This window comes from Acinetobacter genomosp. 33YU (assembly GCF_001990725.1).
GTDB lineage: Bacteria > Pseudomonadota > Gammaproteobacteria > Pseudomonadales > Moraxellaceae > Acinetobacter > Acinetobacter seifertii.
On the sequence record NZ_LFZQ01000011.1, the window covers coordinates 443737 to 458925 of the forward strand.

The window sequence follows — 15189 nt, forward strand, 5'->3', positions numbered from 1 at the left end:
TCAAAATTAACTGAGTAAATAAAATCCCGGAATTTCTGGATCTAATAGTGATAAGCCTTAATATAATATTTATTTCTGGGCCATATAAGTTACGTACCGTGAGGTTAGTATTAAGTTTATTAACATTTGAATGCATATAAATAAAGCATGGGAACGAAAAATGTAAAAGTTCCCACATTGACAGAGAGAGTCCGAAGAGGTGATCTTTTTTTACTGGCGAAAATAATTGATTCCATGAGTCAGATATAACTTATAAAAACTTAAAAGAGGCCGAAGCCTCTTTATTTTTAACCACTTAAAATTAGTCATCAATCATGGCGAACTCTTGTTCAGGCGTACCTTTCACTAAATGGTGACGGCTATATAACAAGTAATAAAGTATAAATCCGACATAAATCAGCGCGGCCAATAACCAAACTTTTGGATTTACCATTAACCCTGCCACAACAGCAACAGCGGCAAGAATTAAAGCGATACAAGACGTCCACATTCCACCAGGCGTTTTATAAGGGCGTGGTAATTCGGGGCGAGACAAACGTAATTTGATATGTGAAAGCATCATCAACACATAAGAAATGGTTGCACCGAAAACTGCCATTAAAATGAGTAAGTCACCCTCACCTGTTAAAGAGAGTAAGAAGCCAATAATGCCCGGAATGATAATGGCCCAATATGGTGCTTTATTTTCATTGGTAAGCGATAAGTTTTTTGGTAAATATCCTGCACGTGACAATGCAAAGATCTGGCGTGAATAGGCATAAATAATTGAGAAGAAACTTGCGACAAGTCCAGCAAGACCCACAAAGTTAACAAAGCTTGCCAACCATGTGTGCTGACCATATACCGCAATGAGAGCATCAACCAAAGGTGCCCCTGAATTTTTTAAAGCATTTGAACCCGCTGCGCCTGCTCCTAAAAATAAAATTAAAAGTGCAAACGACGCCAATATCAACATTGAACCAATCAAACCGCGCGGCAATGAACGTACTGGATCTTTTGCTTCTTCGGCTGCCAGTGGTACCCCTTCAACTGCAAGAAAAAACCAGATGGCATAAGGTACTGCGGCCCATATTCCCATATAGCCGAATGGTAAAAATTGACTTGCACCTGCATGAGAACTGACTGGAATATCAAATAAACGTGCGCTGTCAAAATGTGGAAGCATCGCGACAATGAATACGACCAGCGCAATACAAGCAACGGCGGTAATTCCAAACATGATTTTAAGCGCTTCACCTGCACCTTTCAGATGAATGCCCATAAAAACTAAATAGCAAATTAAATAAACAGCCCAGCCGCCAACTCCAAAGAGTGATTGGCAATATGACCCAATAAATACGGCAATGGCAGCAGGTGCAATTGCGTATTCAATTAAAATCGCAGTCCCTGTGAGGTATCCTCCAAAAGGACCAAATGCAACGCGGGCAAAACTATAACCACCGCCAGCAGTGGGCAACATCGTCGACATCTCAGACATCACAAAGCTCATACAGAGATACATAAATGCGACGATGACTGTTGCAATAAAGAGTCCACCCCAGCCGCCTTGTGCCAGCCCAAAATTCCAACCAGCAAAGTCACCTGAAATGACGTAAGAGACACCCAGCCCCACTAAAAGTAACCAACCTACTGCCCCCTTTTTTAACTGACGTTTTGCAAAATACTCTGCGTCCTGTTGTAAAGCACCAACATCCACGCTTAATTCTGACTCTTTCATTGTCGTATGCCTTATCGACTAAATTTACACCACCAATAGTTGCGCAAAAGATATTCATAAAACTTGACAGCAAAACATCTCCCCGACCACTTGAAGTCAAGTTGATTCATTTTTTCTTTTATAAGATCGACGGCATCTCAACACGAAACGTGTTTAAAAATTAAATTGAGGAGATGGGTTATGTCTGTAGAACAAAATGAATTTTTAAGCCAAGTTCAATTACAAATACTGGCAGAACAAGCAATTAAGCAGTATCCATCAGACTATCAAGGACAGGTCAAACTACTGTGTCAGTCTGAAAATGCAACCTATCAAGTTTCGACTGGATCTGCCCGATATGCACTTCGAATTCACCGTCCGAACTATCACAGCAAACTCGATATACAAAGTGAGCTTGAATGGTTAGATGCTTTAAATGCCAGCGGTATTCAAGTTCCTGTTGCGATTGCAGATCAATCGGGTGAACGCGTCATTACCTTGAAACTATCGAATGATATTTATCGTTATGCAGTCCTTTTCAACTGGGTTGAGGGCGATATGCCAACGGTTGAAGTTGACCCCACTGCATTTGAACAATTAGGACAAATTACCGCAAAGTTGCACGTACATAGTAAGACATGGCAAGCGCCTGAAAACTTTCAACGTATTGTGTGGAACCATGAAACCATGGTTGGTGCAGATGGACACTGGGGAAACTGGAAAAATGCACCTCATTTAAGACCACAAGATCACGGCGTAATTGAAGAAGCGATTGCACAGATTTCGAAAGATTTAAATTTCTTTGGCAAAACCCAAGAACGCTATGGCCTGATTCATGCAGATTTGCGTTTAACCAATTTATTACTACAACAAGAACGTATCGGTGTGATCGATTTTGATGACTGCGGAATGAGCTGGTTTATGCATGATCTCGCCGCTGCGATTAGCTTCAATGAACATTATGCAAATGCGCCTCATTGGGTTGATTACTGGTTAAAAGGCTACGAGCGCGTAGGTCATATTCAGTCTGAAGAATATGAAATGATCCCAACTTTTATTATGCAACGCCGCATTCAAATGATGGCTTGGAATGGTTCTCACGCACAAACAGAAATGGCTCAAAGTCTTGGAGACCAATGGTCCAATGAAACTGTGCGTCTTTGTAAAAAATATCTAAACGGACAAATGCCTGTTGGAATTTGAAAAGTGATTTCGATCGCTTTTCTTCATTTTCAATTTTTAGTTTTTAAATTTTATAGAATTTAAAGGAAGGGTTTATGCAAGCTACCCATCAACTGAGCAAAGTTGCCAAAGCACTATTACTCACCAGTAGTCTGGCAAGCATGATTGCTCTAAGCGCATGTAACTACAACCCTCTACAAAACACATCTCCCCCAGTCACTATTCAAAAAAAGGAATATATCCAAAAAGGTCAATGGGACGCTTTTAACTTTGACCAACTTAATCAATTAATTGCTAGCTATGGAAAAGATAGCCCAAACTACAATCCTGACAAGCGGCCGTATATTGTCACTGACTTTGACAATACTTCGGTATTTTTAGACATCGAAGAAGCAACTTTAATTTATCAGCTTGAACACTTAGCGTTTAATGTCACGCCAGAGCAGCTTAATCAGATTATTCGTAAAGGAATTAGCTCGCAAAATTTTGAAGCGGCCTACAATAACCAGCAAGGTCAAGCCGTCAATATTGATAAAATCGTTCCAGATATTATTGCGAGCTACACATGGCTTTATCACCACTATAGCAGTCTAAAAGGTAAGCAGAGTCTGGATCAAATTAAACAAGATCCGCATTATCTCGATTTCATTACTAAAATGAGATATCTATATGCGGCGATTGGAGACACCTTTGATCATGAAGTTGCATATCCATGGGTCACTTATTTATTTACTGGGCTTACCGAACAAGAAGTCCGTAATTTGGTAAAAGCAACGGTGGCTTGGCAAATGCAGCAACCGATTGGACCTGTGACATGGACCTCTCCCGTAGCACTTTCGGGCAAAGCAGGTGTTGTGAAAACCACTTGGGAAAATGGTTTAAGACCATACCGTGAAATGCAAAATCTATTTAAGGCCTTTCAGGACAATGGCATTGATGTCTATGTCTGTTCAGCATCTTTTATTGATGTGATTAAGGAAATTATTTCTAATCCGGATATCGGCTATAACATTAATGAAAAAAATGCCTACGCGATGGAGTTGGAACGAGATGCACAAAATCGAATTTTACCCGAGTTTCGTCATGGCTATGCGCAAACTCAAGGTAAAGGCAAAACCGCAACCATCCAGCGTTTTTTAGTCTCTAAATATGGTTACGGACCAATTTTTATCGCGGGTGACAGTGAAGGCGATCAAAATATGATGCAAGATTTTGCAGCGACTCAGAAGGTTCTGATTATTAACCGATTGCGCAGCCCAAGCTCTGATATTGGAAAGTTTTCTCAGCAGGCTGTGCAGAGCTATGGTCAAGCCAATACTAAGTTCTTACTACAGGGCCGCGATGCCAATACAGGTCAATTTAGACCCTCAATGGCCAGTTTAAGTTATGGCGCGCAAACGGCAAAAACTACAAAAAATTAATATTTCACTTATTTTCTCATGCCTACAATAGATGTTGTATGCATGAGAAACCGATTAATTTCTTGTTTTAGTTCTGCCCTGTTTGCCTATCTCTAATGCATTTTCTGCCTTCTTTTAGTTCGCTACCCAACCTTAAATACAACTCTTGATCTCTTCTTAAAGAATCAAATCTGAAACTTAAAACAGCAACACATAAGTCATTATTTTATAAATACTTTTAACAACACAAAATCATGGACGTAAGCAAAAACTGGTATGGCTTTTGCTTAATATAAGAATAGTTAGGAATAAATATCATGAGACTTGACATGTTACATCTCAACCCAGCTCATCTTGTCGATTCAAATATGTGTAATCAAGGTGTATTGTCTGCAGCTGCCTCTGGATTAAGCGAGTTTATTCGTCAAAAAGGTGCAGATGTTGATCGCGTTTTAGGTATTAGTGGTATTAATCCTGAACTTCTAATCAGCCCAACGTTGAGCTTACAATTGCCCAATTATTGCAAGGTGCTAGAACAGGCAGCACTGGTTTCTGGTTGTGATAATTTTGGCCTGCATTATGGTCAACAATTTCAACCGAAATCATTAGGGCTCATTGGGTACATTGGTCTTTGTTCAAACACATTAGAGTCTGCACTCATGAACATGACCAATAACTTTTATTTGCATCAGAAAGATACGCTTAATCGAATGGTCGATTTAGGAGATAGCTGGCGCATAGATTATCAGGTTCAACACGGCGCGATTTTAACTCGACGCCAAGATGCAGAACTGACCATGGGCATGTTTATGAATGTGATTCGTGAAGTGATGGGTCCTCATTATTCACCACGCGCGATTCACTTTGAGCATACTCGACCTGAATTCTGGCAAGAACATAGCAAATTATTTAATGCGCCTGTTTATTTTGATCAGCCTTTTAACTCCATCATCATTTCAAAAAAAGACGTCCAGCATACTATGCCGGGGCGTGATTCTATTTTATTAACAGTAATTTTAGATACGCTGCTGTTACTCAATCGCTCTTCTCAAAGTCAAAGTCTTGCAGATCAAGTACGTTCTCACATCCAACTTGAACTGAGTGAAGGTGAACCAAACCTTGAAAAAATCGCTCACGATATTGGTTTAACCAGTTGCACCCTTACCCGCCGTTTAAAAAATGAAGGCCTGACCTTTACCCATTTAGTCGATCAGGTTCGTTGTGAGTTGGCCGAGCATTATATTAAGCAGAAAAACATTCCAATTTCAGAAATGGCATTCCTGCTAGGTTACTCAGAAGTAAGTGCTTTATCGCGTGCGTTTAAACGCTGGTTTGGTGTTACACCACGTCAATTAAGACACTAAAAAATCGCAAATACAGGCCTTGAATAAAGGCCTTTTTATTATTTAAGCAATTCGAGATAACGTCTAAAGACACATAAGATAATTGAACAACAAAATACCCTTCAAATTAGATTTAACATCCAACTTGAAGGGTATTTTTTATATTTAAAGTGACTTACTTTAATTTTGTTAATGCTTGATCCAAAGCGCCAACTAACCAATCGATATCTTTTATTTGGAAAGCCAAAGGTGGGCGCAGTTTTAATACGTTGCCATAAGGACCTGCAACCGAGGTTAAAACTCGATGAGTATTTCTGAGCTCTTCAATAAGGTTCAAAGCCAATGCTTTATTTGGTTCTTTTGTGGCTCTATCTTTGACCAGTTCAAAACCTATAAACAGACCTGCGCCACGGACATCACCAACCATCTCATGTTTATCCATAAGTTTAGTGAGTTCTTTGAGAAGTAGCCCTCCCACATATTTACTATGGGTTTGTAATTCTTCTTCCTGAATAACTTTAAGTACAGCCTGTGCCGCTGCCATAGAAACAGGATTACCGCCAAAGGTATTAAAATATGGAATTTTGTCGCTAAAAGCAGCAAGGACTTCACTCTTGGCTAAAAGTCCTGACACTGGAACTCCGTTACCCATTGGCTTACCTGTGGTAATGATATCAGGCACAACATTGTGGCGACCAAAGCCCCAGAAAGAATCACCAGTGCGCGCGAAACCCGGTTGTACTTCATCGGCAATAAAAATACCGCCATTTGCATGCACAACATCAACCGCTTTTTGTAAGAACCCAACAGGATTAGGCATTACACCGTCAGAAGAGAATATTGAGTCCGCTAAAAAACCTGCAAACTTAATACCTTTTGCATTCATATCATCAATTTGCTGTTGAATTTGCTGCGCGAACCATGTGCCCAAATCATCAGTTTGAATTCGATAATAATCGGGTGCTGGAACTAGACGAGTTGTAGCATCTAAAGGCTGCTCAGTTCCAAGCGCTGGAGAGCATCCTGAGGTTAAGCTACTGGTTCCATGATACGACTCTTGAGATACAATGATTCCTGTACCGCCGCTATATTCACGGGCAATACGAATCGCTAAATCATTTGCTTCCGAACCCGTACACATATACATGGCACGGTCAATTTCATCGGGAGTGGTTTGTAAAAGTTCTTCGGTATAATCCAAAATATTTTCATGTAAATAACGGGTATGGGTATTAAGCATTTTCATTTGCTCATTTACCGCTTCAATCACCGCAGGATGACAATGACCAATACTAGCAACATTGTTGTAAACATCCAGATATTGATGACCTGCTGCATCCCATAAATATTGCCCCTGTCCTTTCACCAGATGCACGGGATTACGATAAAACAAGCGATAGGATTCACCTAAAATTTTATTTCTTTTATCGGTCAGTTTGCGGGTAGCATGGTCCAGCTCAGCAGCATGTTCTGGACGAAAGCTATTGGTATCCATAATGGTTGAACGCGTACCCATGAATGACTCCTCTATTTATATTCAGCATACTTTTGCGCGAGACGATGAATGACGTAGGCAACTCATACGCTAATTCGACATATTTCAGTACTTGATTGAAGTTACGCAAACCATATTGCTTAAGTATCTTTAAAAAAACTTGACCTCAGACCACTTAAGCCACGATTTGAAGTCAACTTATTGCTCTGTTATTGCAACGCTCAAAGCTCATCTAATCGCTATTTATCATTAGGGCTTATGCTTCCCGTAATCGTGGGCTAAAGTTTCTAACAAAAGAGTTTAAAAAATAATCCAATACGACATCCCGTTCATCCAAACCTTGCGAGCCTAAAACCTGTAGCAGTAAACCATCTATCAGGTTTACCACCATGTTGGCATCGAATTGTGGCTCGCAGATTTCTCCGCTAAAAATCAAGTCAAAAATTTCATGGTGCAGCCATTTTCTATATTCAACCGCCATGTTGTAAGCCTGCGGGTGAAGTAGTTTTATTTCAAAAATAGCTTTTAGTAAAAGGTTATAGAGGCTGTTTAAATTGGTATGTAAAATAATAATTTCTTTGAGTTTATCTTTTGACGCGTAATAACAGCTTGAGTAAATAATAGCGAGCACTTTCTCTCTGAGTAGGCTTTTTTGAAAGGCGATGCACATTTCGACTAAGCGTTCTTTTGAGCCAAAATATTTATAAAACGTAGATTTGGTGATTTGGGATTGTTTAGCAATCAGGTCTACACCTACGGTGTGAAAGCCACGAGTGGTAAAGAGTTGAATTGCAGTTTGAACAACCTGTAGTTTTTTGGAAGAGATTTCTAAATTTCGCATAATTTTTCCGTTATAAATTCTTGTTGTTTCTAAATGAGATAAAAAAGCCTGTGCCCTTTTTGGGAGAAAAAAAGGCACAGCAAAGCCGTAAGACGGTGCTTGGCACATCTCAAGTTTGTTGTTGCTAAGTTTTAAGTAAAAATGACTTTAAGCCTGAAAACCCTAAAGGCAATCAAGCTGCTTTAATTTTTAAGCTGTGTCGTTATAGCTTTTGGCATTGAAAGCCAAGAAATAATGGATGTGCAAAGCCAACTCCTTTTTATTGGGAGTTCTGCCGACATGAATAGAAATTATGGTGGCAGAACGAGAAAGGGTTCGCGGACTGGTACAACAACCAGCACACCCGAGGGTGTCCCTCTCCCGTCCTACCGCTACGGGAGGAGACGAGGAGATGCTCACACAAAATTATCCCTCAGAAAGGAATAATTCTGATGTTGTTGTAATCGGTCCGCGACGACCGGCTGGCAATGTGGCCAGCAGGCAAAGAATAGTGCCCAACCCTTTTACAGTCAAGCACGCAAAATGCCATTTGTTTTAAATTAAATCATTAGAAAAGTAAGGCTAAATAATGGGTGGGTTATTGTTAAGTGGGGGTATAGAGGGGAAACTGTGTATTATTAATTTTCATTCATATAAATTATGCACCCTTCTTAATTACAAGGAAATTCAAAATTTACTTATTCGTTTTAGCTACTTATTAGACCTTGATTCTCAATAAGAAATTTTCTATGAAATATCAAGTTTATATGATAGAAATAATTATTATTTTTATAATTTTATTAAATATTTATGTCAAAAATTCCATTAAACCTTATAGCTGTTCTTTCAGAGGTACTTTCAGAGCATGAAACTCATGCAACTTTAGATAATTTATTTTTATATGCTGAAATCGATTCTGAAATTCCTGATGTCAGTAAGCCTGTAAAAGTTCAGCAAGTATTAATGAATGTGAATAAAACTAATTCAGACCCCCTAAAAGTTTTAGGGAAAGTGTTAGAGAAGTATTTGGATGGAGGAATTCTTTATCCTCCAAATCAAGATCGTTTTGATAATCAGTTAGAAAGTATTAGAAAAATTTTATCTGATAACTCACTACTTTACATAAAAGGAGGAATAATTAGTGGTTCACTTACAACACCTACAAAAAGTTTAGAGAATGTTATAAGAAGATTAGAAATACCTGCGTTAGATCAAGAATTTATGAGAGCTTTAACACATGTAGACAATAGTCCGAGAGAAGCAGTATCAGCCGCAAGTAATATTTTAGAGTCAATTTGTAAGATTTATATATCAGAAAATCAACTGACTATGCCTAGTAAAAAAGATTTGAAGAATTTATTTGATGTCGTGAGGAAGTCGTTAAATATTCAAAGAGATTCCGTTGAAGATGAAGATCTATTGAGAATCATTTCAGGAATTATTTCTGTAGTAGATGGAATAGCTTCTTTAAGAACTCATGCTAGTTCAGCACATGGTGCTGGAGTGAAGCAGTACAATTTAAAACCAAGACATGCCAGACTTGCCATTCATGCTGCTCATACAATAGGTCTATATATTTTAGAAAGTTGGAAAGAATCTCAAAAATAAAGATTATATTATAAAAAATAGGAGCTATAAGTTAATGGCAGAACCAAATTACATTGAAATTGGTACGAAAGAATTTTCTTTTACTATTCTTAATATCAATCCTCAAAAGAATCTTTTACCTCTTACAATCAATATTAATGGGCTTTCATTTGGTACATTAGATTCACCAACATACATGCCTAGCTTTATTGGAGATTTAAAGGCATTAGTGCAAGGGCCCTTCCATAAAAACTATAATTTAACTATTGAAAACTTTTTAGAAAATCTCTGCGTAAACCAAGAGTTGATTGAGCATTACAGATTAACCTTAGAAGAAACTTTTGACGATTTTTCAAAAATTGGGGTTCGGAATCAAGAATCCATTTTTTTCTTATTTAAGTTACATAAAAATCCATTTTTTATATATCCAAACTTAACTGAAGAAATTATATACGCTGAACATGTACCGATTAATTCAGTTGAATCGGCTCTAAGTGAATTAATAAAATATGTAGCGACACTCCCCTAAACCGGCCTCTATTCAAATTTTATGAATACGCTAACTAACTTTAGACAAATTGCTAAGTAATATTTAAAACTATGGAAAGAAATGAATACCAAGAAGAAAAACACACAAAGTTCATTTATTCGAGTAAAAGACGCATTCAGCGAAGAGTTCTGCAATTAGAGAAACTTACGGCCGAGGCCATTCATAACTATACTCACCTCAACTACAAGGATGAATGGTTTGAAAGTAACTTTTCAATTTTAAGTTGTTGGAAATTTTCTAAAAAAGACTTTGATAATACCGACAAATTTTGGTGTGATGCCATTTATTTCGAAGACTTCCATATAGAAAAGGAACGAGTATTTACTTTTAATGGACACGCATGGATTGGCTTAGCAAGCAATGTTGGATCAGAATGGAAAGTTCCAGTCTCAGGCAAATTTTTTATCAGTTCGAATGGGAAAACTTTAAAAAGCTATACCTTAACTTTTTACAATGAAAGTCAGGAATTGGTTTTATCAAAACGGAATTAATATGAGTATTTTTCTAATCCGACATGCTGAAAGTGAAGCCAACATTAATGGAAAAACCCTTTCACATGCTTCAATTGCTTTAAGTGAAAATGGGCATAAACAAGCTCAAGCACTGTGTTCAAAACTTCCTAAAATTGATCATGTGATTGTGTCTCAATATTTGCGTACACATCAAACCGCCGCCCCACTACTAGAAAAATATAATCTCAGTTTTGAAGTAGATGAGCATTTGCATGAGTTTAGCTATTTGTCTGAACGCAAATGTGCCAATACCAATATGGATGACCGTAAAGCTTGGGTAAATGCTTACTGGGAAAAAATGGATTATCAGCACAAAGATGCCGACGATGCAGAATCTTTTGAAGATCTATATATGCGGGTTCAAGCTTTTCATGAGAAGTTAAGAGTATTAAATGAAAATTATGTCCAAAAGAATTTGGCTGTATTTAGTCATGGACAGTTTTTACAGCTTTTGATGATGCAGATACAGCAACCTCAACCAGTTTCAAAAGATTTGATGCGGCAATTTAGATACAATATGGTTTATCAGCCAATTAGAAACACTCAGGTTTTTACTTATTGAACTGATCAATTTCGTATAAGCTACTTTTAGACTTTTTAGGAAAACATTAAAGAAAAAATCTATGTGTGAATGTCAAAATGTCGGTGAATTTTTTGTATGCCCTGACAGCTTTTCAAATATTTTCAGCAATAACTATGAAATGAAAAATAGGTTTCCTCACTACATAATTGAAGAAGCTCCATGCGAAGAAACTCATCCAAAATTTGACTATGATACGTTTTATTATGCCTGCTCTGAGTGTGAGCAAGCATGGTATTTCGAGTGTTATCCAGATACACCAACAGCGCCTATTTTTGGAATTAAACTTTCAAATGTGAACCAAACATTAAGCCAAAATCGAATAAACAGTATTAAGCAATTCTTAGTTGTTTTAGCTCATGAAGGCTTTTCAGAAAACATGTGCATTCATAAAGGTTGTACCGACTACTCACTTAATGGAATTAACGTATGCCTTAATCATTTTGGTTATAAGTTGAGTACCTGATAAGTTTTATCTGGAACTAATCACCTTATGATGGACAAAGTTTTACAACAGAATTCAGTAATTAGTTTTGTCGAAAATCGTAAATGATCAAAACATAAAAATAAGTGCCCACACCCTTTTTCAGTAAAGTATACGAAACGACATTTGTTTTGAATCACATTATTAAAAAAACTAAAGCTAAATAAGGGGTAAGTTATTTTGATGGCTATGAAAAATTGTAATGCACTGTATAAAAATATCTTCTTTCCTGAGTTCGATTTCAGATAATCACTATATAAATTATAGGCCTTTAAAAAACACATCCAACAAATCACATTTAAATAACCATATTAAGTAAATGAAATATATAGGAATATCATAATTTATTTTTTATTGACAACCCGAATTGTCAAAAACTAATTGACAAGCATGATGCAAATACTCTACAAAAGAACCACTTGGTTCTTTTGTAGAGTATTCGTTATGCAAGGTCAGCAGCATCAGTGATTATTCATATACATCATCTCTCTAAATTGGAGTAATAATTATCATGTCAACTACAATTAATGCTGTACAAAAAGTTAAATCCTCCTTTCCTGTTCGAAATATTAAGTTTGATTTTGATCCTTCTACACGTTATTGGTTTGATCAAGATCCTCTTTATAGTCATTTTTTGAATACGTTATCGGCAATAACAGCACAAGGTGAATTATTTTTAATCCGAATGTTACGTACGCTTAGAGAACGTATAACTGACCCTGTATTACAGGCTGATATCAGTGCATTTATAGGTCAAGAAGCCATGCATGCCAAAGAACATACTAGATATCATCGTTATGCTGATCTAAATGACATTGATATTGAAACTTTTGAGCGTCAATTAATTCAGATATATAGTCTGCTAGATCGTGCTTTACCGTTAATGGACCGTATGGCAATCGGCTGTGCAATTGAACACTGTAATGGAACTTTTGGAGCAGAGTTATTACGCAATAATACGTGGAATCAAAAGATGGTTGGCCCTCTACGTGATTTATGGCTTTGGCATGCGGTTGAAGAGAATGAACATAAAGCAGTTTTTTTTGATGCCTATCATGCCGCAGGTGGTGGATATATTAGACGCATGGTATGGATGGTACTTGGATGTAGTACTTTTGCAGGATTAATGACCTATGGAACAGCTCGTCTTTTAGTAGCAGATAAGAAGTTTCTATCAAAAAAACATCTACAATCTATCAGTCAAATTACGCACCCGAAAAAAGGCCTATTTAATATTACTGTTATTAAAGAATTCCTCGACTATGTTCGTCCGTCATTTCATCCATTTGACTATGATACAAAACAACTCGAACAACACTGGCATAAAGTGTTAAATCTTGAAAATCAACAAAATTAAATACTTGAAGAGTATTTTATGAATACTCTTCCCTCTAAAACAATGCTTTCAAATGCTAGATTACCAAGAGCCTTATTTATTAAGCAGCTTTATAAATATTGTGAAATAAGATAAATAGCCGTCTATCACGGCGCAAGTCTGTAACACGTAGATGTAAATAAAGCGACTCTATTATTCAAACCGTCTGTTATCACCACTTCATAATGCGCGAATTTTTTACTACTGCCGACTTTGGTTGCCGTTGCAAATAACACCCTATCTTTAGCACCGCTCATATAGCGAATATCCGCCTGTAGGCCTGTATATGGCGCCTCGCCTGCATTACAAGCCATCGCAAAAGCAATATCAGCTAATGAAAATATGACCCCACCATGCACACCACCCAAAGCATTCATGTGTTCGTCTTTTACATTAAGCTGACAACGTGCTTCATCAAAACTGCGATGCAGCACTTGAACACCCAATAGCTCTGCGAATTGATCAACCGCAGTATTTTCCATTTTTTGCACAAACGTCTCCCTACTCGTGCGAGTATTCCTTAAGTTTTATAAACTCATGTGTATTGAAATCGACTTATGAATAGCCGTTAAACACTATCTTGTTTAATCTGATAGTTTGAAGAACTAAAGTCCTTATAGGTCAGGCGGTCATCCAACTCTGATGTTAAAGGCTGAACTTCTTGCATTGAGTTTAAGCATCGCTGTGCAAGTTCAATGTATTCTTGCGTGCCTCTAGTTTTCCACTTTTTTTCTTGTTCTGATAACTCACGTGCAACCTTGGCAGGACTACCCATTGCCAATACATTTGCCGGAATAATATCTTTGGTTTTGACCAGACTATTTGCACCAATAATGGTGTTTTCACCAATTTCAGCATAGTCCAAAATTACGCTGTTCATGCCGACCAAAACATTTTTACCAATACGGCAGCCATGTAAAGTTGTGCCATGCCCAATGTGCCCCATTTCTTCAACTAAAGTCACGCTTTGCGGAAAACCATGTATGGTGCAGTTATCTTGTATATTGGCATTTTGCTTAATATGAATACGACCAAAATCGGCACGCAATGATGCAAATGGCCCGATATATACACCCGCTTCAATAATCACATCACCAATTAAAACAGCCGTTGGGTGTACAAAAGCCTCTGGGCTAACGACTGGAATAACACCGTCAATACTATAACAAGGCATGATTTAACCTCTCATTTGTCGCAACCAAACCTCCGAAACGGCGCCAATAATGTGCTGTGGCATTTGGCATTGGTCCTTCTGCTGTTGCGGCAACAGACAAGAAGTATTCATCGGCAGGTTCAAATACTTTTTTATAAATATTCATTGATAACGTTCGCGCACTAATCGCTGGCCAGTCAGTTGGCAATAGTTCAAGCGGTAGTGCTGGGTCTTTCAACAAAATCCGTCGATAATAATGAATCAGCAAAGTTCGAATTTGAAAGGCCTGAACAGGTTCGAGTTGTTCGTTTTCCTGCATCAGCAACACGCCAATTTCTCTAAAAATATCGAGAAACTGTAGATATCTTTGGCGCAATTCATCGATTGGCCAGTTGGTTCTGAGCATACGGCCAATGGTATCGACCGAGTTATTAAAGAGCTGCAATGTTTCGGCTTTAAACACCACCACTTGCTCACTCATATTTAAGTCAACCAACAAGCGTTGCAGTTCAATACGGTTACAACCCGGATAAGCCATTAAATTTGTCGAAATATTGGCAAATCCTAGCCATTCAAGTTCTTTCTTTAGCAACGCTTTATTTTCAGTATCGAGGCTAGACATCAGAATAAGATCCCAATAATGGTCCCACTCTTTCATCTGGTCGTTATAAATACGTTGTTCAGCCTGCAAATAAGTCGAACGGCTCGAATCGGTAATTCGATAAAAACTGGTTCTGCCGATTTTGTCCGAACATAACCAATCATTTTTAACTAAACGAAAAACAGAAGTTCTTACAGCGCGGTCATTAAAACCAAATAGCTCTAATAACTGAATCAGGCTTGCAAGACTAATGTTTCCACCCCGATGAAGTACTGAGTCTCCAAAAATTGTCGAAATAAGCGAAGTTCCACTTAAGGTTTCATTCTTTACAACAGAATCAATTATTTGCTGTATTTTTGCACTCATACTCATGTCTTGGCGTTTAGTTTCAGGGTATAGATTCTATACCCT

The 15189-nt window shown here is 37.7% G+C and carries 15 protein-coding genes and 1 pseudogene; 10 read left to right on the forward strand and 6 right to left on the reverse strand.

The annotated features are described in order from the left end of the window. Positions 1-147: 147 nt before the first annotated feature. A pseudogene (locus tag AC056_RS20040) lies at positions 148-227 on the forward strand (transcriptional regulator); the annotation flags it as partial. Between the two features lie 74 nt (positions 228-301). On the opposite strand, the gene eat reads toward AC056_RS20040, so the two are convergent. Beyond that, positions 302-1717 carry an ethanolamine permease gene (gene eat / locus AC056_RS15665; protein ID WP_077164150.1) on the reverse strand — a complete coding sequence of 472 codons (1416 nt, stop codon included), beginning with the start codon at positions 1715-1717 and terminating at the stop codon, positions 302-304. 180 nt (positions 1718-1897) lie between these two features. Between eat and AC056_RS15670 the strand changes: the two genes are divergently transcribed. From AC056_RS15670 to AC056_RS15680, 3 genes are all read left to right on the forward strand, one after another. Beyond that, on the forward strand, positions 1898-2899 hold the full coding sequence (locus AC056_RS15670; RefSeq protein ID WP_013198390.1) for a phosphotransferase enzyme family protein: 1002 nt from the start codon (positions 1898-1900) through the stop codon (positions 2897-2899). Positions 2900-2973: 74 nt separating this feature from the next. Beyond that, on the forward strand, positions 2974-4299 hold the full coding sequence (locus tag AC056_RS15675; protein WP_077164151.1) for a phosphoserine phosphatase: 1326 nt from the start codon (positions 2974-2976) through the stop codon (positions 4297-4299). Between the two features lie 308 nt (positions 4300-4607). Beyond that, positions 4608-5642, forward strand: a complete 1035-nt coding sequence (locus tag AC056_RS15680) for an AraC family transcriptional regulator (RefSeq protein WP_002157169.1) — start codon at positions 4608-4610, stop codon at positions 5640-5642. A gap of 154 nt (positions 5643-5796) precedes the next feature. On the opposite strand, the gene AC056_RS15685 is transcribed toward AC056_RS15680, so the two are convergent. Then, positions 5797-7137: an aspartate aminotransferase family protein gene (locus AC056_RS15685; RefSeq protein ID WP_002157177.1), complete on the reverse strand. Its 1341-nt coding sequence runs from the start codon at positions 7135-7137 to the stop codon at positions 5797-5799. Between the two features lie 235 nt (positions 7138-7372). Then, the gene (locus AC056_RS15690; protein WP_077164248.1) at positions 7373-7957 is read right to left on the reverse strand and encodes a TetR/AcrR family transcriptional regulator; all 585 of its coding nucleotides are present in this window, start codon (positions 7955-7957) and stop codon (positions 7373-7375) included. A gap of 789 nt (positions 7958-8746) precedes the next feature. Here AC056_RS15690 and AC056_RS15700 point away from each other — a divergent pair. From AC056_RS15700 to AC056_RS15725, 6 genes are all read left to right on the forward strand, one after another. After that, positions 8747-9544 carry an abortive infection family protein gene (locus AC056_RS15700; RefSeq protein ID WP_077164153.1) on the forward strand — a complete coding sequence of 266 codons (798 nt, stop codon included), beginning with the start codon at positions 8747-8749 and terminating at the stop codon, positions 9542-9544. A 34-nt stretch (positions 9545-9578) separates the two neighbouring features. Further along, positions 9579-10052, forward strand: a complete 474-nt coding sequence (locus tag AC056_RS15705; protein ID WP_081410807.1) for a hypothetical protein — start codon at positions 9579-9581, stop codon at positions 10050-10052. Positions 10053-10123: 71 nt separating this feature from the next. Then, complete coding sequence (locus tag AC056_RS15710; protein WP_077164154.1) at positions 10124-10564, forward strand: hypothetical protein; 441 nt, start codon at positions 10124-10126, stop codon at positions 10562-10564. A gap of 1 nt (position 10565) precedes the next feature. After that, a complete protein-coding gene (locus tag AC056_RS15715; protein ID WP_077164155.1) occupies positions 10566-11147 on the forward strand; it encodes a histidine phosphatase family protein in 582 nt (193 codons plus the stop codon). Positions 11148-11208: 61 nt separating this feature from the next. Then, a complete protein-coding gene (locus AC056_RS15720; protein WP_077164156.1) occupies positions 11209-11631 on the forward strand; it encodes a hypothetical protein in 423 nt (140 codons plus the stop codon). 529 nt (positions 11632-12160) lie between these two features. Beyond that, a complete protein-coding gene (locus AC056_RS15725) occupies positions 12161-13006 on the forward strand; it encodes a metal-dependent hydrolase (RefSeq protein WP_081410808.1) in 846 nt (281 codons plus the stop codon). A 125-nt stretch (positions 13007-13131) separates the two neighbouring features. Here the strand turns inward: AC056_RS15725 and AC056_RS15730 are convergent, their stop codons facing one another. From AC056_RS15730 to paaX, 3 genes are all read right to left on the reverse strand, one after another. Next, on the reverse strand, positions 13132-13515 hold the full coding sequence (locus AC056_RS15730; RefSeq protein ID WP_077164157.1) for a PaaI family thioesterase: 384 nt from the start codon (positions 13513-13515) through the stop codon (positions 13132-13134). A 77-nt stretch (positions 13516-13592) separates the two neighbouring features. Beyond that, positions 13593-14198: a DapH/DapD/GlmU-related protein gene (locus AC056_RS15735; protein ID WP_077164158.1), complete on the reverse strand. Its 606-nt coding sequence runs from the start codon at positions 14196-14198 to the stop codon at positions 13593-13595. Beyond that, the gene (gene paaX, locus AC056_RS15740) at positions 14185-15150 is read right to left on the reverse strand and encodes a phenylacetic acid degradation operon negative regulatory protein PaaX (protein ID WP_000062822.1); all 966 of its coding nucleotides are present in this window, start codon (positions 15148-15150) and stop codon (positions 14185-14187) included. The genes AC056_RS15735 and paaX overlap by 14 nt, the downstream gene beginning before the upstream one ends. Positions 15151-15189: the final 39 nt, after the last annotated feature.